The sequence below is a fragment of the Streptomyces viridiviolaceus genome (assembly GCF_014650995.1).
Lineage (GTDB): Bacteria > Actinomycetota > Actinomycetes > Streptomycetales > Streptomycetaceae > Streptomyces > Streptomyces viridiviolaceus.
The window spans coordinates 223,322-246,682 of record NZ_BMWA01000009.1; the positions used below are offsets into that span (position 1 = coordinate 223,322).

The 23,361-nt window shown below is 70.6% G+C and carries 24 protein-coding genes; 12 read left to right on the top strand and 12 right to left on the bottom strand.

Annotated elements, in window-relative coordinates; translation table 11 throughout:
* Nucleotides 1-42 precede the first annotated feature (42 nt).
* Both IE260_RS15100 and IE260_RS15105 read right to left on the bottom strand, forming a co-directional pair.
* Nucleotides 43-1,917 carry a DUF8823 domain-containing protein gene (locus tag IE260_RS15100; protein ID WP_189871933.1) on the bottom strand — a complete coding sequence of 625 codons (1,875 nt, stop codon included), beginning with the start codon at nucleotides 1,915-1,917 and terminating at the stop codon, nucleotides 43-45.
* Between the two features lie 183 nt (nucleotides 1,918-2,100).
* Nucleotides 2,101-4,623, bottom strand: a complete 2,523-nt coding sequence (locus IE260_RS15105; RefSeq protein WP_229880765.1) for a D-alanyl-D-alanine carboxypeptidase family protein — start codon at nucleotides 4,621-4,623, stop codon at nucleotides 2,101-2,103.
* A gap of 190 nt (nucleotides 4,624-4,813) precedes the next feature.
* On the opposite strand from IE260_RS15105, the gene IE260_RS15110 reads away from it, so the two are divergent.
* The 3 genes from IE260_RS15110 to IE260_RS15120 all read left to right on the top strand — a co-directional run bounded on the left by IE260_RS15110 (nucleotide 4,814) and on the right by IE260_RS15120 (nucleotide 7,157).
* Nucleotides 4,814-5,566: a GOLPH3/VPS74 family protein gene (locus tag IE260_RS15110; RefSeq protein ID WP_189871935.1), complete on the top strand. Its 753-nt coding sequence runs from the start codon at nucleotides 4,814-4,816 to the stop codon at nucleotides 5,564-5,566.
* A 314-nt stretch (nucleotides 5,567-5,880) separates the two neighbouring features.
* Nucleotides 5,881-6,738: a helix-turn-helix domain-containing protein gene (locus IE260_RS15115; protein ID WP_189871937.1), complete on the top strand. Its 858-nt coding sequence runs from the start codon at nucleotides 5,881-5,883 to the stop codon at nucleotides 6,736-6,738.
* Nucleotides 6,739-6,965: 227 nt separating this feature from the next.
* Nucleotides 6,966-7,157 (top strand): DUF397 domain-containing protein, encoded by a 192-nt coding sequence (locus IE260_RS15120; protein ID WP_189871939.1) that lies wholly within the window; start codon nucleotides 6,966-6,968, stop codon nucleotides 7,155-7,157.
* Between the two features lie 128 nt (nucleotides 7,158-7,285).
* Here IE260_RS15120 and IE260_RS15125 read toward each other — a convergent pair whose 3' ends face one another.
* The 4 genes from IE260_RS15125 to IE260_RS15135 all read right to left on the bottom strand — a co-directional run bounded on the left by IE260_RS15125 (nucleotide 7,286) and on the right by IE260_RS15135 (nucleotide 9,654).
* Nucleotides 7,286-8,134 carry a MerR family transcriptional regulator gene (locus tag IE260_RS15125; protein ID WP_189871941.1) on the bottom strand — a complete coding sequence of 283 codons (849 nt, stop codon included), beginning with the start codon at nucleotides 8,132-8,134 and terminating at the stop codon, nucleotides 7,286-7,288.
* Nucleotides 8,135-8,208: 74 nt separating this feature from the next.
* Complete coding sequence (locus tag IE260_RS15130; protein WP_229880770.1) at nucleotides 8,209-8,730, bottom strand: glutathione peroxidase; 522 nt, start codon at nucleotides 8,728-8,730, stop codon at nucleotides 8,209-8,211.
* Between the two features lie 98 nt (nucleotides 8,731-8,828).
* Nucleotides 8,829-8,957, bottom strand: a complete 129-nt coding sequence (locus tag IE260_RS42585) for a hypothetical protein (RefSeq protein ID WP_268254924.1) — start codon at nucleotides 8,955-8,957, stop codon at nucleotides 8,829-8,831.
* 34 nt (nucleotides 8,958-8,991) lie between these two features.
* Nucleotides 8,992-9,654, bottom strand: coding sequence for a DUF5701 family protein (locus IE260_RS15135; RefSeq protein ID WP_189871943.1), 663 nt, complete (start codon nucleotides 9,652-9,654; stop codon nucleotides 8,992-8,994).
* A 161-nt stretch (nucleotides 9,655-9,815) separates the two neighbouring features.
* Here IE260_RS15135 and IE260_RS15140 point away from each other — a divergent pair, with 161 nt between their 5' ends.
* Together IE260_RS15140 and IE260_RS15145 are read left to right on the top strand one after the other, a co-directional pair.
* A complete protein-coding gene (locus IE260_RS15140; RefSeq protein WP_189871945.1) occupies nucleotides 9,816-10,502 on the top strand; it encodes a TetR/AcrR family transcriptional regulator in 687 nt (228 codons plus the stop codon).
* Between the two features lie 114 nt (nucleotides 10,503-10,616).
* Nucleotides 10,617-11,837 (top strand): FG-GAP-like repeat-containing protein, encoded by a 1,221-nt coding sequence (locus tag IE260_RS15145; protein ID WP_189871947.1) that lies wholly within the window; start codon nucleotides 10,617-10,619, stop codon nucleotides 11,835-11,837.
* Nucleotides 11,838-12,226: 389 nt separating this feature from the next.
* Here the strand turns inward: IE260_RS15145 and IE260_RS15150 are convergent, their stop codons facing one another.
* Both IE260_RS15150 and sigJ read right to left on the bottom strand, forming a co-directional pair.
* Entirely contained in the window at nucleotides 12,227-13,201 is a 975-nt protein-coding gene (locus IE260_RS15150) for a phage baseplate protein (protein ID WP_189871949.1), read from the bottom strand.
* A gap of 139 nt (nucleotides 13,202-13,340) precedes the next feature.
* On the bottom strand, nucleotides 13,341-14,279 hold the full coding sequence (sigJ, locus tag IE260_RS15155) for an RNA polymerase sigma factor SigJ (protein ID WP_189871951.1): 939 nt from the start codon (nucleotides 14,277-14,279) through the stop codon (nucleotides 13,341-13,343).
* Between the two features lie 187 nt (nucleotides 14,280-14,466).
* Here sigJ and IE260_RS15160 point away from each other — a divergent pair, with 187 nt between their 5' ends.
* From IE260_RS15160 to IE260_RS15170, 3 genes are all read left to right on the top strand, one after another.
* A complete protein-coding gene (locus IE260_RS15160) occupies nucleotides 14,467-14,940 on the top strand; it encodes a carboxymuconolactone decarboxylase family protein (RefSeq protein WP_189871953.1) in 474 nt (157 codons plus the stop codon).
* A 41-nt stretch (nucleotides 14,941-14,981) separates the two neighbouring features.
* Nucleotides 14,982-15,530, top strand: a complete 549-nt coding sequence (locus IE260_RS15165; RefSeq protein WP_189871955.1) for a YceI family protein — start codon at nucleotides 14,982-14,984, stop codon at nucleotides 15,528-15,530.
* A gap of 262 nt (nucleotides 15,531-15,792) precedes the next feature.
* Nucleotides 15,793-16,383, top strand: coding sequence for a hypothetical protein (locus IE260_RS15170; RefSeq protein ID WP_189871957.1), 591 nt, complete (start codon nucleotides 15,793-15,795; stop codon nucleotides 16,381-16,383).
* Nucleotides 16,384-16,470: 87 nt separating this feature from the next.
* Here IE260_RS15170 and IE260_RS15175 read toward each other — a convergent pair whose 3' ends face one another.
* Both IE260_RS15175 and IE260_RS15180 read right to left on the bottom strand, forming a co-directional pair.
* Entirely contained in the window at nucleotides 16,471-17,253 is a 783-nt protein-coding gene (locus tag IE260_RS15175) for an oxidoreductase (RefSeq protein WP_189871959.1), read from the bottom strand.
* A gap of 78 nt (nucleotides 17,254-17,331) precedes the next feature.
* Complete coding sequence (locus IE260_RS15180; protein ID WP_189871961.1) at nucleotides 17,332-17,910, bottom strand: TetR/AcrR family transcriptional regulator; 579 nt, start codon at nucleotides 17,908-17,910, stop codon at nucleotides 17,332-17,334.
* 192 nt (nucleotides 17,911-18,102) lie between these two features.
* On the opposite strand from IE260_RS15180, the gene IE260_RS15185 reads away from it, so the two are divergent.
* Both IE260_RS15185 and IE260_RS15190 read left to right on the top strand, forming a co-directional pair.
* Complete coding sequence (locus IE260_RS15185; RefSeq protein ID WP_189871963.1) at nucleotides 18,103-18,342, top strand: hypothetical protein; 240 nt, start codon at nucleotides 18,103-18,105, stop codon at nucleotides 18,340-18,342.
* Between the two features lie 552 nt (nucleotides 18,343-18,894).
* The gene (locus IE260_RS15190; RefSeq protein ID WP_189871964.1) at nucleotides 18,895-20,625 is read left to right on the top strand and encodes a SpoIIE family protein phosphatase; all 1,731 of its coding nucleotides are present in this window, start codon (nucleotides 18,895-18,897) and stop codon (nucleotides 20,623-20,625) included.
* Between the two features lie 224 nt (nucleotides 20,626-20,849).
* Here the strand turns inward: IE260_RS15190 and IE260_RS15195 are convergent, their stop codons facing one another.
* Nucleotides 20,850-21,644 carry an SDR family NAD(P)-dependent oxidoreductase gene (locus IE260_RS15195; protein ID WP_189871966.1) on the bottom strand — a complete coding sequence of 265 codons (795 nt, stop codon included), beginning with the start codon at nucleotides 21,642-21,644 and terminating at the stop codon, nucleotides 20,850-20,852.
* Between the two features lie 85 nt (nucleotides 21,645-21,729).
* Between IE260_RS15195 and IE260_RS15200 the strand changes: the two genes are divergently transcribed.
* Both IE260_RS15200 and IE260_RS15205 read left to right on the top strand, forming a co-directional pair.
* The gene (locus IE260_RS15200; RefSeq protein ID WP_189871968.1) at nucleotides 21,730-22,581 is read left to right on the top strand and encodes a helix-turn-helix transcriptional regulator; all 852 of its coding nucleotides are present in this window, start codon (nucleotides 21,730-21,732) and stop codon (nucleotides 22,579-22,581) included.
* 51 nt (nucleotides 22,582-22,632) lie between these two features.
* Nucleotides 22,633-22,821: a hypothetical protein gene (locus tag IE260_RS15205; RefSeq protein WP_189871970.1), complete on the top strand. Its 189-nt coding sequence runs from the start codon at nucleotides 22,633-22,635 to the stop codon at nucleotides 22,819-22,821.
* Between the two features lie 309 nt (nucleotides 22,822-23,130).
* Here the strand turns inward: IE260_RS15205 and IE260_RS15210 are convergent, their stop codons facing one another.
* Nucleotides 23,131-23,361 carry a tautomerase family protein gene (locus IE260_RS15210; RefSeq protein ID WP_189871972.1) on the bottom strand — a complete coding sequence of 77 codons (231 nt, stop codon included), beginning with the start codon at nucleotides 23,359-23,361 and terminating at the stop codon, nucleotides 23,131-23,133.

Sequence of the window (23,361 nt, forward strand, 5' to 3'; positions counted from 1 at the left end):
AAGAAGGTGTCCCGGTGCCCGGCTCCTGCGGTGGTCGTCCGGCTACTTCAGCTCGTCGGGGCAGGGCGTGCCCCGAGGCAGCGTGTACGGCGCCGCCAGCCGGTACGTGCCCGCCTCGGGGGCGATCAGCAGCGTCCACTTGTCGCCCTCGGCGTTCTCCTCCGTCTCCGTGAGGCAGCCGTTGACGTTGTCGTACGTCTTCGGCAGGTCCTCGTCGGGACGGTTCTTGGACGCCTCCGTCTCCTGCGGTGGCTGGAGCTTCTTGCCCTCCGCGTCGACGAGGCTCAGCCACGGCGAGTACGGGATGCGGACCAGGACGCGGCCGGCCTGCTTCACGTCGATCGTCCACTCGCCCTGCTCGGCCCGCTGGACGACGGCGTTCGGCTCGGCCAGCGGTGCCGGGTCGACGACCCGGAACAGCTGCCAGTTGGCGTCGCCCCAGATCTGCTTCAGGTACGGCAGACCGCGCTGGACCAGCTCGCGCTCCCGCTCGCCGCCGTCGCCGTCCGGCTCGTCCTTCGGCAGCACGACGAAGTGCACGGCCCAGCGCTCCAGCCACTCGTGGTAGTTCGCCGAGTTGAGGGTGTCGTCGTAGAAGAGCGGGTTGCGCTCCATGTCGGCCTGGCGGTTCCAGCCCCGGGCCAGGTTCACGTACGGGGCGAGCGCCGACGCCTCGCGGTGCGAGCGGGCCGGGACCACCTCGACGCGGCCCTTCTCGGCGCCGACCTCCTGGAGTTCGTTGACGAGCGGTGCCAGCTCGCGCGCCCAGGAGGCGCGCGGGGTGGTGTGGACGATGTCGTCGACCGACTTGAAGCCGATCCAGCCGACGAAGCCGACGAAGGCGAGCACGATCGCGTACCACTTGCGGGACCGCGGCACCGCGAACGGCAGCGCGGCCACCAGCGCCGCCCCGGCGAACAGCATCGACAGACGGGTGACGTTCGAGCCGATCTGGGAGCTGATCAGCCAGACCAGCAGCACGGCCAGCCCGTACACCGCGGACGTGATCCGCACGGTCGTCCACGTGCGCGGCACGACCAGGAACACGATGGCCGAGTAGAGCACCGGCAGGGCCGCCGAGCCGAACGACATCGGCTGCGTACCCGAGAAGGGGAACAGCCAGGCCGACAGCGCCACCACCGCGCTCGGCGCCAGCCCCAGCGCCCACGCACCCGGACGGCGCTTCTGCAGGAACAGGGCCACCGCCACCAGGCCCACGAACAGGCCCGCGACGGGGGAGGACATGGTGGCCAGCGCGGCCAGCGGCGCCGCGCACAGCGCCTTCGCCCAGCGCTTGTAGCGCCAGCGGTACGGCCAGCAGAACACCACCGCGACCGCGCCGAGCGCGAACATCGTGCCCAGCCCGAACGTCACCCGGCCCGACACCGCGTTGCACAGCAGCCCGAACAGTCCGGCCAGCGACGCCCACAGCGGGTTCCTGACCGCGCGGCTGCGCAGCAGGATCAGGGTCAGCAGCCCGGCCGAGAGCGTCCCGGCGATCATCAGCGTCGTACGGACGCCGAGGACGGACATCAGATACGGCGAGACCACGCTGTACGACACCGGATGCATGCCGCCGTACCAGGCGAGGTTGTATGCCGAGTCCGGATGGCGGCCGACGAACTCCGCCCACGCGTCCTGTGCGGCGAGGTCGCCGCCACTGTTCGCGAAGGTGAAGAACCAGACGACGTGGAACAGCCCGGCGAGGGCGGTGACGAACAGGACCGGGTGGCGCTGCACCCGCTCGCGCAGGGTCCGGGCGGCGGCCTTCACGGGAGGCTCCGGAGCCTTCGCGTCCACAGGGTCGTGGTCACGGCCACCGTCGCTCTCGCCGCGCGGCGCGGGCACGCGTGTGCGCGGGCCGGTTCCCGGGCCCGGATCGGCGTCGTCGGCGCGTGTCGGCTCCGCAGTGGCCACCTGAAGGCACTCCCCGTGTCCCGTCTTCTGCTTTCGGCCGCGTTCCGTTCCCGTACCGTTCACGGTCGCGTTCCCGCGACCGGCGACCATGCCCCGTTTCGTGACGCTAGCACGCACCCCCTTCGCGCGGCCCGCCCGCGTGCGGGACGCCCCGCGGCTCACCGGCCGCGGGGCGCCGCCGGCTCAGCCCAGACGGGTCAGCTTGCTCGTGAAGCCGGGCTCGACGAGGTCCGCCTGCAGGGCGACGGGCACCTTGACCGCACCGCTGGTGCCGCCGTCGCCCACCGTGAGGGTGCCCACCTTGGTCCCGGCCTTCGCCGTGTGCGGCAGCTCGTCCGCCTCGAAGGTCAGCTTGACCGTCAGGCCGGCCCAGCCGACCGCCTTGACGTCCTGCGCGGCCACGACCGGCGTACGGCCGCCGAGGCCGTCGTCGACGTACCCGACGACGGAACCCTTCTTCAGGATCGTCGACGACTCCAGCGCGCCCTGCGCGGCCCGGATGAGCTTGTCGCTGGAGTCCAGCGCGGCACCGAGGATGGTGTTGTCCGCGCCGCCCGCCGGCTGGCGCACCACGGCACCGACGATGGTGCGCGTCTCGCCGCCGACCTCCTTCTTCGCCGCGAAGACGAGGTTGCCGAGGGCGGAGGTGGTGGTGCCGGTCTTGATGCCGACGACGTTGTTGGAGCCGACCAGGTGGTTCCAGTTGGAGTGGTTGACGCCCTTGTAGTCGGTGTACGACATCATCGCGGCGACCTCACGGAAGGCCGGCTCCTTCATCGCCGCCTTGGCCAGCTTGACCTGGTCCACGGCCGTGCTCACCGTCGTGTTGTTCAGGCCCGAGGGGTCCGTGTACGTCGTGTTAGTCATGCCGAGGTCCTCGGCGGTGGCGTTCATCTTCTCCACGAACGCCTTCTCGGACCCCGCGTCCCAGCGGGCGAGGAGCCGCGCCACGTTGTTCGCGGACGCGATGAGGATGCTCTCCAGGGCCTCGCGCTGGGAGATCTTGTCGCCCTGGTAGACGTTGACGGTCGACTCCTGGCCGGCCTGCGACTGGTCCTCGGCCGCCTGGTCGATCTCGATCTTCGGACCGTCGGCGCCGCTCTTGAGCGGGTGCTCGCGCAGGATGACGTACGCGGTCATCACCTTCGCGACACTGGCGATCGGTACGGGCTTCTGCTCGCCGGACGAGCCGAACGTGCCGATCCCCTGCACGTCCAGCGCGGCCTGCCCCGCGGACGGCCACGGGATCTCGGGCTTGCCGCCCTCGAAGGTGAAGCTGTCCTTCGCCGTGAGGTCCAGCGTCGGCGCGGGCAGCGGGCGCACCGCCTGCACGACAGCGAAGACGATCAGCAGCAGGACGACCAGCGGGGTCCAGATCTTGACCCGGCGGACGGTCGTGCGCAGCGGCGTCTCCGGCGGCGGCGGAGTGTTCGTCAGCTCCGCCAGCAGGTCCAGCGGCGGCTTCGGCGGCAGCGGCTGCTGCGTGGTGCGCTCGGGACCGACCTGCGAGTAGTTCTCGGTGACGCCGGTACGGATCCGGGGCAGCGCGGTCGTGGCCCCGGCCTCGGACGTCCCGGGCTTCTCCGCGTCGGGGCGCGCGGGCCTGCGGCTCGCCGGGTCGTCGAAGTCCTTGAGCGCGACGAACTTGCTGGTGCGCTCGGCGTCCGCCTCGGGCCGGCCGGCCTTGCGGGCCTTGTCGTCCCGGCTGCCCTCTTCGGCGTCGTCGGGCTTGTCGCCCTCCTCGGCCTTGTCTGCCTTGTCGGCCTTGTCAGCTTTATCGGTCTTCTCGGTCTTGTCGGCCGCCGCGGGGCTGCCGCCCAGCTTGAGCATGGTCGTGGGCTGGTCGACGGCGGGGCGAACGGCCTTGAAGACGGCGGTGGGCTGGTCGACGGGAGGGTGGTCGGAAGCGTCGGAGGCGTCCGGCTCGGCCTCCCGCCCGGGACCGGACTCGTCTGCGTCGGTGTCCGCGGGGGCGTCGGCCTCTTCGGCGGCCTTCGCGGTCCCGGGTTCGCCTGCGTCCGCCGCGGCGGCGGGCGCCTGGTCGTCCTCGTCCGCGCGCTCCTGCGCGTCCTCGTCGCCCTCGGGCGTGCCGGACGTCGCCTCCGTGTCCCGCGTGGTCTCCTGGGCGGCGTCCTGCCCGTTCTCGGCGGTGTCCTGGCCGTCCTCGGCGTCACCGTCGGCCCGCTCGGCCTCCTCCGCCTTCCCCGTCCCGCCCGCGGCCCGCGAAGCCGCACGCTCGTCCGCGGACGACACCCACGCCGCCACGGCGTCCCGCAGGCGGCCGTCGGCCGACGCACCGGCACCGGAGGTCCCGGAGGCGTCGGCGGAGCCCTCCTCCGCGGAACCCGCCGCGTCGGCGCCCGCGTCGTCGGCCCGGTCCTCGGTCTCCGCCGCGGACTCGCTGCCGGCGTCGGCGTCGGCGTCGGTGTCGGACTCGGCGTCGGCGTCGGCGTCGGCCTCGGCCTCCGTCTCGCGGACGGACAGCACCCGCGTCGCCGTGTCGACGCCCCCGCGGGATTCGGCGGCCCCGGCGGTCACCGAGGGCTTCGCGGCCTCCCGTGCCACCGCCAGCCGCGGATCACGCGTCTCGCTCGTCTCGGTCCTGGCCTCGGGAACCGGACCCGCGCTCCCCGACGTCGGTTCTTCCGACGACTCGCGCTGCTTCGACCTGTCGGGGGACTCGCCCGCCACCGATGCCTCCTCCATGCGCCGCACGTCCTGTGCGCGCGTACCGAACCGCGTACCGAACCATGTACCAGTGTCCTGTGTAGGGGTAGAACCCATGCGGTAGACGAGAACGACATACCTACCGGTTCCCTTACGAACCGGTCACGCACCCTCGACAGACCAATGTGAGAGGGGTCACCCTGTCATTCATCCACGCGGGGAGGCATGGATGGGCAGGAGCCGCAGAACACTTCCGGAGGAGCTTCTGCTGCTGGCACTGGACCCGACCACGGGTACCACTGCACAGCCGCAGTCGCTCGACCTCGGTCTGGCCGGAGCACAGCTGGTGGAGCTGGCGCTGGCCGGACGGATAGCCCCAGACGGGGATCGTATCGCCGTGGTGGTGCCACGGCCGACTGGAGATCCAACACTGGACTGCGCGTTGGAGCTGCTGCGAAGGCGTGGCGCTCCCGTACGGGCGGTCAACTGGATCGGCGGACCCCGCCTGGGGCTCCGTCAGACGTACCTCTCACATCTGGAACGGTGCGGCATGGTGCACGCCGTGGAAGGCCAGATGTGCGGGGTGCTGCCGACGACTCGCTACCAGGCGACGGACACGGCGATCAGCCGGGAGATCAGGGCCCGGCTGGACTCGGCGATCCGCACCGGCGTACCGCCGGACCCGCGGACCGCGGCGCTCGCCGCACTGGCCCACGCGGTCGGCCTCGGCAAGCACCTCTACCCGGGCAACGAGGGCCGCTCGTCCCGTTCCCGGCTGCGTGACCTGATCAGGCACGACCCGATGGGCGGCCTCGTGGCGCACGCCGTGATGGACGTCCAGAACGGCGCGGCGGCTCAGCCACGCCGCGGCCCGGCTCCGGCCGGCCGTCAGGCCGCAGGAGCCAGGCCCGCTCCGGAACCCGCCCGCGGTGTTCCGGCGCAACCGCGCCGCGGATCCATGGCGCGTGCCGTGGCCCACTGATCCACGGGCGCCCGACGCAACCAGAGCCGCACCGACAGTCCCCGAGACCCGGTTACGGGAGCCGCAGGCCGCGCGGGGCGACAGGACCGCTCGTACGTCCGGACCACTCCGGGCGGCGAAACGGTTCCGCCGCCCCGCGCGGCCGTATGCGCGGCCCCTGGTGCGGCCGTGTGTGCGGGTGCCGCCCCGAACTGGCGTGTACGCGGCGCATATCGACCGTTTGCCAGCGGTAGAAAGCCCCTTGGTGGCAGTCTGCTCAGCAGCAGATACGCAAAGTGGCAAGTACGAGGCACGCAGCCGGAGGTGCACGTCCCGTGGCGTCCAATGTCAATCCCACCGTCAGGCGGCGCCGGCTGGGCCAGGAGCTGCGCCGGCTCCGCGAGCTCAAGGGCATGACGGCCGAGGAGGTGGCGGAGCGGCTGCTGGTCTCGCAGTCGAAGATCAGCCGTCTGGAGAACGGCCGGCGCAGCATCAGCCAGCGTGACGTCCGCGACCTGTGCGGGGTGTACGAGGTCGAGGACCAGCGGATCGTCGACTCGCTGATGCAGATGGCGAAGGACTCGCGCCAGCAGGGCTGGTGGCACGCCTTCGGGGACATCCCGTACAGCGTCTACATCGGCCTGGAGACGGACGCGGAGTCGCTGCGGACCTACGAACCGCAGATCATCACCGGCCTGTTGCAGACCCGGCCGTACGCCGAGGCGCTCATCCAGGGCGCCCTGCCCGAGACGTCGGTGGCCGACATCGAGAAACGGGTCCAGGTGCGCATACGGCGCCAGGAGCGCATCTCCGGCGACAGCAACCCGCTGCGGCTGTGGGTGGTCCTCGACGAGGCCGCCCTGCGCCGGGTGGTGGGCGGCCGTCAGGTGATGCGGGAGCAGTTGGAGCACGTCGCCGAGATGTCGCAGCTGCCGCACATCACCGTGCAGGTGCTGCCCTTCGACGTCGGGGCGCACCCCGGCATCAACGGCCAGTACTCGATCCTGGAGTTCGCCGACGCGGCCGATTCGAGCGTGGTCTACATCGAGGGCGTGACCAGCGACCTGTACCTCGAGAAGGCGCACGACGTGCAGAAGTACACGGTGATGTACGAGCATCTGCGGGCCCAGGCGCTGAACGTGGAGCAGTCGCGCCAGCTCATCGAGGACGTGGCGAAGGAGTACGCGCGCTGAGGCTTCCGGCCAGGTGGCGCCGGATGCTACACCCCTGACCGGTCGGACTGGAAGTCTCACCTGGAATATGCCATCCGGTCGGGTGAATGGCCGCTCCGTACCGGAAGGTCAGCGAGTAGCGTCGATCACGCCAACGATCACACGACATTGGCGTAAACCGCGCTGCGATTCCCGAGCGGGTCCGCGGCGCGGCGACAGCAACTCAGCAACTCGCCATCGGAGCAGACATGGCAATTCTTCAGGGCGCCACGGAATCTTGGACCAAGTCCTCCTACTCCGGAGGAAACGGCGCGTGCGTCGAGGTCAGGTCCCCGGTCGTGACGGCACTGGCCGTCCGCGACTCCAAGGTCCCCGAGGGCCCCGTCCTGGCATTCCCCGCCGACGCGTGGAACGCCTTCGTGGCTTCGGTCAAGGGGTAACGACTCCGCGACTCCGCCCGTCACGAACCCACCACCCCCCACCACCGACAGAGCCCTCCCGACCAGATCGCCGTCCTAGCCGAGAGGGCTCTGTCCACTTCACGACGCCTCGTCTCCCACGGCGTCCCTCACCTCACCGGAAAGGCCACGTCGCACACCGGATCCTCCGGGCCCGTCGCGTCCCAGTCGGCGAAGTACACCTCACGGCACGGTCCGTCCGGCGTCAGGCCCTCGGCGGCGATCCACTCCTCCACCGCCTCGAAGGCGGCCATGATCTGCGGATGGGCGACCTGCGCCTTCGTGATCCGCGTGCAGGCCAGCCGCCGGGCCGGTTCCACCCGTACCTTCGTCTCCCAGGCCCGTCCCCGCTCCTCGGCCCACGCCCGCGCCGCCGCCTCGTCGGCGACGGGCACGCACGCCTCCGCCGGGCCGTCGCTCTCCGTCGACACCTCGGAGTGGTAGACCACGAACGGTGCCGCCGCCACGCCCCCGCACACCCGGGCGGCCTCCTCCAGCCGCCCGAGCGAGGCACCGATCCACGCCGGCAACTCGGTCACCAGCGTGTGCCGGGTCTCGGTGATCAGCACCTGCTCGGGCACGTCCACCGTCTCGACCACGAACTTCCCGTACATCTCGGAGTTCCTCCCCGAAAGCCGTCCACGGAGGTAGTCGACGAGCGTGCGCTGCCCGGCCACCCGCACCTCGACGCCGGCCCAGTACGCGGTGAGGGCACCGACCGCCTCGGTGCCCTCCGCCGCCACGACCTCGGCGACCGTGGCGAGCGGCATGTCCAGTTGCCGCAGCAGGGCCACGAGCCGGGCGCGTTCGATCTGGCCGGTGCGGTAGTAGCGGTAGCCGGTGGCCTGGTCCACGTGCGCGGGCACCAGCAGGCCCAGACGGTCGTACAGGCGCAGTGCCTTGGCCGACAGCCGGGCCCGCGCGGCGAACGCCCCGATGGTGAGCAACTCGTCGTCCACGCCGTCATCCTCCGTCGCCGGGCGGCCTGTTCCGCCCGGCGACGAGGACACTGGACCCTGCCCCAGGGGCAGGGTCAACCGGCCAGCCGCTCCTCGACGGCCGCCACGACCTCGGCGGCCTCCGGCTCGGTCTGCGGCGAGAAGCGGGCGGCGACCTTGCCGTCCCGGCCGATCAGGAACTTCTCGAAGTTCCAGCGAACGTCCCCGCTGTGCCCCTCGGCGTCGGCGAACCCGGTCAGACGGTCGTACAGCGGATGCCGGCCCTCACCGTTGACCTCCACCTTCTCGGTCATCGGGAAGGTCACGCCGTACGTTGCCGAGCAGAACTCGGCGATCTCCTCGGCGCTGCCCGGCTCCTGGCCCATGAACTGGTTGCACGGCACGCCGAGCACGGTGAAGCCCTGCTCCGCGTACCGCTCGTGCAGTCGCTCCAGACCGGAGTACTGCGGGGTCAGCCCGCACTTGGAGGCCACGTTGACCACCAGCACGACCCGGCCCGCGTACTGCGCGAGGTCCGCCGGCCCGCCCTGGAGCGAACCGATCTCGACGTCGAGGGGAGAGAGGCTGTCGTTGGCTGCGTTCTGCGAGGTCGTCATGAGCGGATGCTAGCCCCGCGGCAGATCACGCCGCGTACCCGCCTCGACACCACAAGGGCCACCCGCACCCGCCCCTCTTCAGGGGAGGGTGTGCGGTGTCAGATCGTGCCGAGGTCCCTGTTGCTCGTCTCCGGCAGGGCCGGGACGCAGGCCAGGGAGAGCAGGGCCACGGCGCTCATGAACCAGCCGCCCACCGTGGCGCTGCAGTTCTCCGCGAGGGCCGTCACGAGGCGCCCGCCTCCTGGAGGGCCCCGGCGCGCGTCAGGCGCGGCGGGACCCGGCCGAGGCCATGCCGAGCCAGGTGTGCGGGTTGCCCTCCCAGCACCAGCCCAGTTTGGGTGCCTTCTGGCTGATCCAGATCGCCGGGACCCGGCGGTCGCCGGACCGTGAACCGCCCAGCGAGAAGCACTTGTTCTTCACCAGCACCTGCGGGTGGTGGGTGACCAGCGCGATGCCCTCCTCGATGGTGAGCAGGGTGCGGCCCCGCTCGGCGACGACGGCCATCGCGTCGTCCGGTACGGCTCCGCAGAACTCCTCGCCGCGTTCGACGTCGAACAGCAGATAGGCGTCGGGGGCCGGAGGTTCGGCCTCCTTGGTGGCGACGAACCGCTCCAGGGCGCCGGGCTCGAACGAGCGGTCCACGAACCCGGGCAGCCGGCCGCCGTGGAGGGTGGTCAGCGGCATCGTCCGCTCGACCGGGGCGAGTTCACGGGTGACGACCAGTACGAACGGCACCCGGCCGGCGTCGAGGTCGTACGGCGTGTTCGCGTGCGCCACGGCCTCTGCGCGCAGCGGGGCCACCAGTTCGGCGAACTGCTCCGGGGTGCGGCCCGACATCGCCGGGTAGCCGAGCGCGGTGAGCGTGCCGACCTGCCGGTCGAACTCGGCGCCGGCGCCGAAGGAGGGGGAGGTCTGGTCGCTCAAGCGGGTTCCTTCCGTGGTGTCGGGCGTGGGGGCGGTGGCGCGGTCGGTGGTCAGGGCGGCTCCTCGTATGTTCCCCGAGTGGAAACTTGCGACGGACGTAACTTTATTGGCGGCGGTGAGATGCTGTCAACGTAAAAATACAACCGACGTAAGATTGCCTCATGCAGCCGAACACGCCGACCGCCGCCCCGGGCCTTCGCGAGACCAAGAAGCGCGAGACGCGCCAGCTGATCTCCGACCGGGCCACCAGGCTCTTCATGGAGCAGGGCTTCGAGCGCACGACGATCGCCGAGATCGCCGACGCCGCCCGGGTCGCCAAGAAGACCGTGACGAACTACTTCCCGCGCAAGGAGGACCTGGCCCTCGACCACCAGGACGAGTTCGTCGCCGCCCTGGCGGACACCGTGGCCGCGCGCGAACCGGGCGAGACCGCCCTGGAGGCCCTGCGCCGGTCCTTCCTCGCGGCCGTCGCCGCCCAGGACCCGGTCGCCGGCTTCGCCGGTCCGCGGTTCACCCGCATGATCGCCGAGAGCCCCACCCTCTCCCTCTGCCTGCGCGGCCTCCACGACAGGCGAGAGGAGGCCCTGGCCGCGTCCCTGGCCGAGGCGACCGGCGCGTCCCCCGACGACATCACGCCGCACACGGCGGCTGCCCTGCTGGGCGGAGTGCACCGCGTGCTCTTCGGCCGCATCCAGGGCCTCACCCTGGCGGGCCGCACCAACCCGGAGATCGCGGAGGTCCTGGCGGAGGAGGCGCGGCGGGCGTTCGACCTGCTGACGCCGGCCTTGGCGGACTACGCGAGGCGTGCCGACGCCGGGGACCGACCCGCCGAACGGACCGTCGAGTAACGGTGTCATGACGAAAGGCCGTGCGGGGCCGGTTCGTCGCGTCCTTCCCCTCGGCGGTCCCCGGACGGCGGGTTATGGTGCCGACGCACATCACAGGGAGGGGAAGCACACCACATGGGGAACCGTTTCACCCGGAGCGTGGCGACACTCGCCGGCCTCGTGCTCGCAGGCACCGGCCTGGCCACCGCGACCGCCGCTCCGGCGGCCGCGGACGCGTACGACTGCCCGGCGGGCTACTTCTGCGGCTGGTCCGGCGAGAGCGCGACCGGACAGATGTACAAGACGAACAAGAGCGTCGCGGACCTGGGCAGCTGGGACAACAAGATCCGCTCGCACGTCAACCGTTCGAAGTCCATCGCCTGCGTCTACGAGGACAAGAACTACGTCCCGTGGGGCGGCTACTTCCCCGAGGACCCCGCGGACCCCGGTGAGTACTCCTCGTACCCGACCGCGACGACCAGCTCGATCAAGTTCGTGCGCACCGAGCGCGAGTGCAGCCAGACCGCCTACCCGAGCTGGTTCTCCGAGACCTCTCCCAAGGCGTCGGGCTTCGGCGACATGAACGGCGACCGCAAGGCCGACGTCATCGCCCGCGACAAGGCCGGGCGGCTGTGGTTCACCCCGGGCGACGGCACCGGCCGGCTCATCGGCGCGGGCGGCTGGAACGCCATGAACGCCCTGACGCGGCACGGCGACTTCAGCCGCGACGGCCGCGAGGACGTCATCGCCCGTGAGGCGTCCACCGGCAGGCTCTGGCTCTACCCCGGCACCGGCACCGGCTCCCTCGGCTCCCGCAAGCTGATCGGCACCGGCGGCTGGAACGCCATGAGCAGGATCACCGCCGTCGGCGACCTCACCGGCGACAGCCGCTCCGACCTGGTGGCGGTCGAGAAGTCCACCGGCAGACTCTGGCTCTACCCGGGCACCTCCACCGGCACGCTCGGCTCCCGCAAGCTGATCGGCACCGGCGGCTGGAACGCCATGAACGCGCTCGCCGGCGTCGGCGACATGAACGGCGACGGCCGCCCCGACCTCTACGGCCGTGAGGCGTCCACCGGCAAGCTCTGGCTCTACCCCGGCCGCTCCGCCGCCCTCGGCGGACGCGTCCTGGTCGGCAAGGGCGGCTGGAACGCCATGGCCCACCTCATCGCGGTCGGCGACTCCTCCGGCGACGGGCGGCCCGACCTGGCCGCCGTGACCAACGAGAAGTACGAGATCGACGGCTCCCCGGGCCACCTCGGCTGGCTGGTCACCTACCGCGGCCTGGGCAACGGCCTCCTGGCGTCCAGCGAGCGCACCGACGGCGAGTGGTGGGGCCTCAACGGCATCTGGTGATCCGCCGATCGGCCACGGCGAAGGCCACCTGCCGCGAACGGCAGGTGGCCTTTTCCTTCGTCCCCCGGCAGGCGGCTCGGGCCCTACCGCCGCTGTGCCCCGAACCAGCGCAGCGCGACGACGGCCGACCCGACCACGGCGGCGATCGTGACGAACACGGCAATCCTGGTGCCCAGGTCCATCACTGCGAACATGTGCGTTCCCCCTGTCGCTCGGTCGCCGTCGCCCGCGGGTACGCGCTGGCCGTTCCGGCGTGGGACGACCATGACATCCCTGACGTTCCCGCGGTACTCGAGGCGGGAAGTCTTGAGCAACTTCTGAGCCGAGGACCGGCGGCAGGCCGTGGCCGTCGATGCCGGGCTCGTCCCGACCGGCGCTCGACCGCCGTGTCAGACCAGGGCGTTCTTGTAGAAGATGCTGGAGCGCCGGTCTCCCTCCACGCCCGTGGCGAAGCCCAGGAAGAGACGGGACTCGCCCGCGTCGGTGCGGTAGACGGCGAGCCCCTCGGGCTCCCGGAAGGTCAGGGTGGAACCGGCCTTGGTGAGGGTCGGGCCCTGGGCGATGGCGCCGGTGTTGACGTTGATGCTGGTGATGTACGTGTTGCCCGGGTCCGGGTTGGAGTCCGAGTAGGCGTTGCCCGTCATGAAGTACATGTACGAGCCGTAGAGCGTGTAACCCTGCGGTGTGCCGGAGATCGACGGCGGGGTGAAGTCGACGAGCGGGTTGCTGAAGTCGCCGTTGTCGGTGTCGGAGACGTTGTAGACGGCGATGTGCTTGGCGCCGTCCTTGTGGTAGCGGACGATCATGCGGTTGTGGACCGGGTCGATGGAGCAGGTGTACTCGGTGGCCCCGGAGACCGGCTGGAACCTGCCGAAGCTGGTGGAGGACGAGTCCAGGGTGGCGCCGGCGGTGTACTTCACGCAGGCCAGCTTGGAGCCGTAGCCGTTGGAGTTCGCGTCGGACTCGATCCACAGGTAGCTGGTGCTGCCACTGGGGCGGACGCCGAAGGCGACGCCGTGGCCGAATCCGTTGAGGTGCATGTACGACACGTAGTTACCGTGGAAGTCGAGCTCGCTTATGCACAGGTCGCCCGCCTCCTCGGTGCTGCCGTACCGCTTGGCGGCGACGAACAGTCGCTTGTTGACCGAGTCGAAGGCGAAGCTCTGCTGGACGCGTTTGCTGTGCAGGACGTTGTCGCGGAACAGGTCGTAGGACGGCTGCGACAGGTCGAACCGCGGGGACGTGGGCACCGCCGCGGAGGCGCTCTGGGCGCCGTATCCGAGCCCGAGCGCGGCGAGTCCGGCACCCGCGCCGGTGCGCAGCAGGCCCCGACGGGTGAGCGACGTCGACGAGTTGTGTTCCATGGCAGGTCTCCTGATGAACGGTGAAACGAACACAAGACCCTACGCATGAACATCCGTTGACTTCTCGGCCGGCCCGTCGAGGCGCGGAACGTCCACTGTTCCTTCACCGTGTCGCCCGGCCCGCCGATCCGCGGTTGCGTCAGCCCGTCGTCCAGGACCGGAGCTTGTCGGGGTTGCGCACTCCCCAGATGTGTGTGATCCGGTCGTCGCTGACGTCGATCGCCATGACCGACACGGTGGCACCGTCCAGCCGAAGCACCAGCCCGGGCCGGCCGTTGACCGAACGCTCCAGGATCTCCAGGCCGGGTGCCCTGGCGGCGAGATCGACGAGGTGGCGCGCGACCTGCTCGCAGCCTTCGACCGGGCGGAGCGCGGCGCTGACGAGGCCACCACCGTCGGCGACCGCCGTGACACCGGGGTCGAGGAGGCCGATGAGGGCGTCGATGTCCTTGGCGTCCCATGCCTGCTTGAAGTCCCGGACGACACCGGCGTGCCGGGCGGCCGGAGCCGCGGGAGCCTGCGACGCGCGGAGGCGACGGCGGGCCGAGGAGGCCAGCTGACGGCATGCCGCCGGGGTACGGCCGACGATCTCGGCCACTTCGGCGAAGGAGTAGCGGAAGACGTCGTGCAGGACGAACGCGACGCGTTCGGCGGGGGTCATCGCTTCGAGCACGACGAGGAAGGCCATGCTGACCGACTCGTCGAGCGTGACGCGGTCGGCCGGGTCGGCCGCCCCGCCGCCGGGACGCCGCCCGTCGGCCCACTCCGCGGAGTCGGGCAGCGGCTCCGGGATCCACTCGCCCACATAGCGCTCACGCCGGGCCCGTGCCGAGCCGAGCTGGTCGAGGCAGATGCGGCTCGCGACCTTCGTCAGCCAGCCGCCGGGGGACTCGATGGCCTTCTGCTGCTGCGGGGACATGGCGTACCAGCGGGTGTACGTCTCCTGTACGACGTCCTCGGCGTCGGCCAGGGAGCCGAGGAGCCGGTACGCGAGATTGATCAGTCGTCGCCGCTCGCTCATGATCGCGCTCAGGCTCGGATCGAGCGGGCCGTCTCCTGGCCCGGACCGGGTCTTCATGGTGCCGCCGCTCCCTTGGCTGCGTCTGCTGTCACCAGTACGACGAGACGGCCCCGCGAAATGTGAGGTGGGCGCGTCGCCTCACATTACGGGGAGCTGCCTCGTCGTACTGCCGGGACGAACACGATCCCGCACACGACGGTTCCGTCCTTGTGGTGGAACGGCCAAGCAGGACAAGGAGATCACTGTGGACATGCGTCTCGACTTCTTCGCCAGGCCGGTCTCGGCCAAAGCCCTGAAGCACATCGTCTCGGCGGGCAAGGCGGTCGCGGACTCGACGCTGCCGCGCGCGACGCTGGAACTGGTGGCGCTCCGCGTCAGCCAGATCAACGGCTGCGGTTACTGCGTCGACATGCACACCAAGGACGCCGTGCACGCCGGGGAGACCCCGCAGCGCGTCAACCTGGTCGCCGTCTGGCGTGAGGCCACGGTGTTCACCGACGCCGAGCGGGCGGCCCTGGAGCTGGCGGAGCAGGGCACCCGCATCGCCGACGCGGCCGGCGGCGTCCCCGACGAGGTCTGGGCGAACGCGGCCAAGCACTACGACGAGGACCAGCTCGCCGCCTTGGTGTCGGCCGTCGCCGTCCTCAACGCCCTCAACCGCCTGAACGTCATCACCCAGCGGCCCGCGGGTGACTACCAGCCCGGCCAGTTCGGGTGACCGCAGCACCTCTTCGCGCACACCTCCAGGAGCGATCAAGCATGTCGACCACCACCGGACTAGGCGACCTGACCGGCGACTACGTTCTCGACACCTCCCGGACCCGTATCGGGTTCGTCGCCCGGCACACGATGGGCACCAAGGTGCGCGGGCGGTTCGACGAGTTCGAGGGCGGCGCGTACCTGGACGGCGACCACCCGTCGGCATCCAGCGCCCGGATCGTGATCCAGGGCAGCAGCATCCGAACCCGCAACGGGCAGCGCGACGACCTGCTGCGCGGCAGGTTCCTCGACCTGGACAACCACCCGGTCATCACCTTCACCTCGGCCGGGGTGAAGCAGACCGACGAGACCAACTACCAGGTCACCGGTGACCTGTCCGTCCGTGGCGTGACCCGACCGGTCACCCTGGACGTCGAGTTGACCGGCGGCGGAAGCGACGCGCAGGGCGACTTCCGCGTCGGCTTCAAGGGCAGCGTCACCATCGACCGCAACGACTGGGGCGTGAACTGGAACGCCGCGACCGCGGTCCTGGTCAGCCCGCAGGTGGTGCTCGAGTTCGACGTCATCGCGATCCGGCGGGAGCCCTGAGGAGCGGCAAGGGTGACCCCGGTGGCGTTCACGACGCCGTACGGCCGGGGTGAGCGCCCTCTCCGGCTGGAGCTGACGGCGTCGCGCGAAGCCGGAGGCCGTGGCCGCCCCACCGCATTGCCGCGGTGGGGCGGCCCTTCTGCACCTCCAGGGAGTAGGCGCGCGCTTCATCACGATCAGGTGAAATCGGCGTACCTGAGGCAACCACACATCACGTTCACAAGTCACACACCTGCAAGTCATATCCACCTCAGGGGACACCATGAGCCAGCAGTACCCGCAGCAGCCGAACCCGCCTCAGCAGCCCGGTTGGGGAGGGCCCCAGAACCAGCCGCCCGTGCCCGGCTACAGCTACACCCCGCCCGCGCCCGAGCCGCCGAAGAAGCGGAAGGTCGGCAAGATCGTGCTCGGCGCCCTTGCCGTCTTCGTCGTCATCGGCATCGCTGCCAACGCCGGCGGGGGTGACGACTCCGCGGACACCTCGGGCAAGGACAAGGCCGTCGCCGCCGAGGACAAGCCGAAGGCCGCCGAAGCCGAGGGTGCCGCCGAGGAGGAGCCCGCGGCCCGGAAGAAGAGCCAGGCCGAGGAGTTCCAGGCCTGCGTCGCGAAGTCGGGCACCGGCACCGAGAAGGCTGCGGTCGAGCACGTCACCAAGGTGACCGGTGCGGACAAGCGGAACGACATCCTCGACTCCGCCGAGGTGTACACCGACTTCACGGGCGGTCTCATGGGCCCGCACCAGGGAGAAGGCAAGCTGATCGCGTCGGCGTTCGCCTCGTGCTACGAGTCCGACAACGGGCTCGTGACCGTGTACGACAAGGACGGCGAGATCCTCTCCAACGGCAACTACTGAGGGCTCCGGCCGTGGGGCCGGCCTCCCGTGCTGCCGGGCCCACGACCGGTTCACCACCCCCGTCACCGGTCCTCGGCGCCCTGGTCGTCAGAGCGTCTTGACCGTGCCGCCGTCGATGACGTGGTCGGCGCCGGTGATGTTTTTGGCGACGTCGGACAGGAGGAAGGCGATCAGGGACGCCACCTCCTGGGGTTCGGTGATGCGGCCGGTGGTGATGCCGAAGGCCTGCGGGATCTGTCGCAGGAAGTCGGCGTGCTCCGCCCCGGCCGAGGCCGCCACCTTGCCGCCGAAGCCGTCGGGGTCCTCCCAGACGGAGGTGCGGACCACTCCGGGAGACACGGTGTTCACGCGCACGCCCCGAGGTCCGAACTCCTCGGCCAGGGACTTCCCCAGCGCGGCGAGGGCCGCCTTGGCCGCGCTGTAGGCGACGGGGCCGGCGGCCGGCAGCCGGGAGTTGATGGACGAGACGTTGACGATCGCTCCGCGGCGCTCGATCAGGCTGGGCAGGGCCGCGCGGCTGGCCCGGACCGCGCTGAGCAGATTGAGGTCGAACACGCGGGTCCACTGCTCGTCGTCGGTGTCGAGGAAGCCGACGGGCTCCACGTCGTCCCCGCCGCCGACGTTGTTGACCAGCAGATCCACGCCGCCCGACTCGGCCAGAGCGCGGTCCATGAGGGCGGCGACGCCCTCGGCGGTACTGAGGTCGGCCGACACCGTGAGCGCGCCCGTTTCCTTCAGCTCGGGCGTGATGGTGCGGGCGGCGCCGATGACGCGGACTCCTTCATCGGTCAGGGTCCGCACGGTGGCCAGGCCGATGCCGCGGCCGGCACCGGTGACGACGGCTGTCTTGGAGGCGAGACCGAGATTCACGGCAACTCCAGTTCTTTAACCACAGGTACAAAATGCGGGTGGCGTGCGCTCACGGCGGAGCGAGCGCGAGGCTCTTGATCAGAGGGATTCGATGACTGCGTCGATCACCCGGGTGAGCCGCTCCGGGCCTTCGGCGACGCGCGCCGTGAGCCGCAGACCCACGACGGTGTTCAGCAGCAGGCTCCCCAGGGCCGCCGGGTCGCGTTCGGGTGCGATCTCTCCCGAGCGCTGCCCTTCCTCGATCAAGGCGCGGAAGGCGTCCTCGGTGCGGTCGAGCATGCGCTGGACGAGCTCGGTCGCCGTCTCGTCGGTCCCGGCGAGCTCCGCCGCCGCGTTGACGGCCATGCAGCCTCGGCGATCCGGGTCGGCGAGGTCCATCTCGACCAGGAACTCCAGCGTCCTGCGCAGGCGCACCTTGACGGGGCCGGGTCGCTCGAGCATCTCGACCAGCGCGACGGCCTGACTGTCGCGGTAGCGGCGGAGCGCCTTCTCGAACAGGGCGTGCTTGCTGCCGAAGGTGTTGTAGAGACTCCCCTTGCCGATGCCGAGCGCGTCGACGAGGTCCTGGGGGGTGGTCCCGGCGTACCCCTTCCGCCAGAACACCTCCATGGCCTGCTCGACGGCGACGTCGGGATCGAACTGCTTGGGTCTTCCCATGGCCACGACGCTAGCACGATAGTTGACCTATGGGTCAAGAATTGCGCCGACGGAGTGGGGCGCCGTCTCTACGCCCTGACCGATCGCCCGTCAAGTCACGATTTTGCGTGTCATGAACATGGGTCTCAGGGCCGCGTCTACTGGAATCAGGCCACCCGAACAGGTGGAAAACGCGCACTGAAAGGAAAGATCATGATACGTAACCGCGCAAAGCGAGTGGTGACGGCCGGCGCCGCGTCCGCCATGCTCATCGGTGGACTCGTGGCCGTGTCCAGCGCCCCGGCCTCGGCGGCCACCACGTCCAGTGCTCCTGCTGCTGCCACGTCTGCGACGCAGTCCCATCACCCAACGGCGGAGATGACCGCCTACTGCGAGCTGTACTACGAGGAGTACTGGGACGGAAGCTATTTCTACGGGGAGGTCTGCTACTGACGACCGGCACATCGAAGGCCCCGGACGAAGTCGGTCCGGGGCTTTTGGCCTGGTGCCCCGGCACGTACCCCGGCAACGGCCGCCCTGCTCGAAGAGGTCGCGCGCAGCGGTGTGGTGGACCGCGCTCGAGCCCGTGGGCCCACTGTTCGAACTCCGTGTCCCTGCCGGGTGTCACCTCCCAGGTGTCACCACGGTCATCGACTCGGCAAATTCAGGTAAAAGCTGATGCATAACGCGAATCCACCTTTTGCGACATAAACATGCCTGCATAAGAATCGGTAGGTCTTGCCCTTGGAGGTGCGCCATGTCCGCTCCCGGCCCGGCCCTCACCCACCGCGACACGATTCCGGCAGAACGAGGACCCCGTTCGGTCCGTATCACCACCAGGGCACCTACGGAGCTGCCGTCGCCAACGCGGTGCACCACGCCACGGGGCGGCGGATACGCAAGCTGCCGATCACGGTCGAGGAACTCATCCGAGCGCGTGCGCTCCCCTCGGGGAATCCGAAGGGGAAGCCGTACCGGAGGAAGCACGTCGGAAGGCGGACGCGCATGGAAGCAGCGGACTCCGCCCGCGATACGGACGACCTGGACCTGGGGAACGACGTCGCCCCGGCTCTGCGGGCCCTGCTGACCGACTCGGTCGTCGGTCTCGCGGTCTGGGACACCGGCCTGCGGTGCATCTGGGCCAACGACGCTCTCGAACGCTATGACGGAATTCCCAGGGAGCAGCGCCTGGGCCGCCCACCACGGGACTCCCTGACCGGAGACGCCGGTCAACTGGAAACCCTCGTACGCCGGGTGCTGGCCGACGGCCACTGCGTGACGGGCCGTGAGTACCGCGTTCCGTCGGCCGTGGGGCAGCGACGGGACCGTGCCTTCTCTGCCTCCTTCGTACGCCTGCACACCGCTGACGGCCGCCCCCTCGGTGTGTGCATGCTGACGCTGGTCGTCACCGACCGGCGGTGGGCCGGGGACCGCCTGGCGGTGGTGAGCGAGGCCGGTGCGCGCGTCGGCACCACGCTGGACGTCACGCGCACGGCACAGGAACTGGCCGACTACACCGTGCCGTTGATCGCCGACTACGTGACCGTCGACCTCACGGAGTCGGTGCGACTCGGCGAGGAGCCGCTGGACCGGCTGGGCCCCTCCTGCGGTCGCGTCCCCAAGTTCAGGCGGGCGGGCCGGGCCTCGATCCACACCGGTGCCCCGGAGTCGCTGTGGTCACCCGGCGAGGTGGTGTACGTCCCCGAGACGTCGCCGTTCACGCAGGTGCTGTACACGGGCCGCCCCCTGCTGGAACCCCGGCTCGACACCTCGCACGACAGCTGGCTGGCCAGGGACCCGGCGCGGGCCGCGAAGATCCGCGAGTACGGCATGCACTCGCTGCTGATCCTGCCCGTACACGCCCGAGGCGTCCTTCTGGGCGTGGCGGTCTTCGTACGGACATCGAACCCGACGCCATTCGACGAGAACGACCAGCTTCTTGCCGAGGAGTTGGTGGCCCGGGCCGCACTGAGCCTGGACAACGCCCGCCGGTACACCCGTGAACGGAACACGGCCCTCACCCTCCAGCGAAGCCTGCTGCCGCGGCGGGTGCACGGCGGCACCGCCATGGAAGTGGCCGCCCGCTACCTTCCCGCGGAAGCCGAGGACAGCGTCGGCGGCGACTGGTTCGACGTCATCGGGCTGTCCGGCGGACGCCTGGCCCTCGTCGTGGGCGACGTGGTGGGACACGGCGTCACCGCGGCGGCGACCATGGGGAGACTGCGTACGGCGATCCGCACGCTCGCGGACCTGGACCTACCTCCGGGGGAGCTGCTGACCAGGCTGGACCGCACGTTCATCCGGCTGACCGAGGACGAGGAGGCAGCCGACCACACAGAGATCCCGTCGATGGGCGCCACCTGCGTCTACGCCGTCTATGATCCCGCCGTCCGCAGATGCACGCTGGCGCTGGCCGGCCATCCCCCGCCCGCCGTGGTCCCCCCGGACAGCGGCGTCTCGTTCCCGGACCTGCCGCACGGCACTCCCCTCGGTCTCGGGATGCTGGGGTTCCCGTCCGCGGAACTGGAACTACCTGCGGGCAGCCTGCTCGCCCTGTTCAGCGACGGCCTCGTCGAGGACCGTCACCAGGACATCGACGTCGGTATGCAGCGAGTGGGACGGGCTCTCACCCAGCACGTCCCGTCCCTCGAGGATCTCTGCACGGCCGTGATCGACACGTTGCCCACCGCGACTCCGGCCGACGACGTCACCCTGCTCCTGGCCCGTGGACTGTGACGCGTCCGGCAGGCACGGTGCCGGTCTCATGCCGGCCGGCCGCGCCCGGTCAGGGACGTGACGAGCGCCGTGGCGATGTCCCGCAGTTCGTCGGGTCCGTGGTGCGCCCGTTCCACGACCGCCGGCCCGCGGAGGCGCGGACGCGGCTCAGGCAGGCGCTGCCGACGCCGGCCGGGCCTTCTCGACAGCGCCCGCAGCGCGGATCAGGACCCGGGCCACTCTTGTCAGGCGCCGGCGCCGCCGTCGACCGGCAGGATCGCGCCGGTCACGTACGAGGCGCGGTCGCTGAGCAGCCACGCGGCCGCCTCGGCGATCTGCCGGGGCTCGGCCATGTGACCGAGCGGGATCGCCGCGGTCATCTGCTCGACGATGCCGGGAGTCGCCGCCTCCCAGGTGTCGATCATCTCCGTGGAGGTGCCACCGGGGGTGATGCCGTTGACCCGGATACGGTCACCGGCCCAGTTCACCGCGGCGGTCTCGGTGAGGCTGTTGAGCGCGCGCTTCATGGCGCCGTAGGCGGGCAGAGCGGGGTTCGCGCGGCGGCTGCCGATGCTGGAGGTGTTGACGATCGCCCCGCCGCCGTTCTTCCGCATGAGAGCGGCCTGGGCGTTCATGGCGGTCCAGTGCGCGCGGAAGTTCACGGCGAACTGCTCGTCGATGTCCTCGTCGCTGGTGGTGTGGACCGGGCCGAACTGCTGCTGGGGGACCGCGCCGTTGTTGAAGGCGCCATCCAGCCGTCCGTGCAGCATTTCGACGTGGTCGACCGCGGCGCGGATGCTCGCCGGGTCGGCGAGGTCCATGGTGACGGCGTCGGCGACGCCGCCGTCGGCGCGGATCTCCTTCACGATGGTCTCGAGGGCGTCGGTGCTGCGGGCGGCGAGCACGACAGTGGCGCCCTCGGAGGTGAAGAGCCGGGCTGCGGCGGCCCCGATGCCGCGGCTGGCACCGGTGATGAAGATGATCTTGCCGGTGAGCAGGTCGACCGGTGCGCTGTCGGTGGTGTTCGTGTTGTTCGTCATGGCAGCAGCGTCCGACCGGCTGCCGGCCGGATACAGGCACAGGCTGTACCAGGATCCACGGCCGGGCGGCGCGCACACTGGGAGTATGGACAAGCAGGAGCTCGGGGCGTTCCTCCGCAGCCGCCGCGAGCGGCTCCGGCCACAGGACGTCGGCCTCCCCTCCGGCCCGCGTCGGCGCACACCAGGTCTTCGCCGCGAGGAAGTAGCGGTCCTCGCGCACATCTCCACCGAGTACTACATCCGCCTCGAACAGGGCCGGGCGCCACGCCCCTCGGGCGACGTCCTGGCCGCGATCGCGGGCGCGCTGCGGCTCACCGACGCGGAGTCAGACCACCTCCACGTCCTCGCGGGCACCGCGCCGAACCGTACCGGACTGCACCGGCGCGACGTCCGCCCGAGCATCCTCGCGCTCCTTCAGCGGCTGCCGCAGACGGCCGGCTTCGTGATGTCCGCCGCGTGCGAGGTCCTCGCCTGGAACGACCTCGCGGCCGCGCTCATGGAGGACTTTGCCCCGCTCGCCCCCGAGGACCGCAACCTCGCGCGCCGGGCCTTCCCTGGGCCGCAGCGCGCCGATGAGACGCTCTACGGGATCTCCGACGCCGCCGAGTTCCGGCTGAGCGTCGTGATGCAGCTCCACACCACCCTCGCCCGCTACCCCTCCGATCCCGCGGTGACAGGTCTCGTCGGCGAACTCCGCGATGCCAGCCCTGACTTCGCCCGCCTCTGGGAACGACACGACGTACAGACCGCGCCGATGCTCACGAAGACCTTCCGCCACTCAGCCGTCGGGGAGATCACCGTCGACTGCGACACGCTCACCCTCACCGACCGTGACCAGTACCTCGTCCTCTTCAGCGCGCCGTCGGGGTCCCCCGGGGCCGACGCCCTGGCCCTGCTGAACCTCCTGGGAACACAGGCCAGTCACTACATGCCGTAGCGCCACAGCCAGCCACCGCGAACACCATCGCCGACTGCGCGACATTCGGGAGTGTCCGAGAGGGCCTGGGCGAAGAAGCTGAGCGGCGAGGACCGGTGCGGCCTGACCGCGCTGTCCTGGTCCAACGTCAACCCGTGCGGCACCTTCCGCCTGGACGTCGAGTACGGGGACGCGACGCAGAGCGTCGCTGATCTCACCGACCCCGGTGGAACGAGGCCGTGTGGCGGGCGCTCGACCTGATACGGGCCTACGTCGACCGCGACGGCACCGCGAGCGACCGCATCCGCACCATGGCCTTCTCCAGCGTCGCCCTCCAGCTCGCCGCGGCCGTCCAGCACTTCCTGACGCGGTGGGCAGTTGGTACAAGGGAACGAAATCCGGCGCAGCGGATGCCCGCCCGGACAAACCCCTGGTGTCCTGGCTCAGGCACCAGCCGCGAAAGTAGGTCGCGCAGCCCAGCTGGGCCCAGCCGAGGGCCGCCGGGTGCGATCGGCGGCGGCCCTCGGTTTCAAGGTGTGGTCTTGGCCGAATGACGGCCGGTGGGTGCGGTCAGGCGTCGCTGGTGTCGGTCGGTATCGCCTCACCGAGCATGGCGAGGGTCAGCACGTTGCCGGAGATGCCCCAGCCGCCGTCGGCGACTTCTTCGACCAGCACCATGGTGTTGTTGCGGGCGCGCTCGCCGTAGATCTCGACGTACAGCTCGGTGGTGCGGGTGACGATCTCCTCCTTCTGCTTCGGGGTGAGGGTCTTCTCGGGGACCTTGAAGTTCGCGAAAGGCAT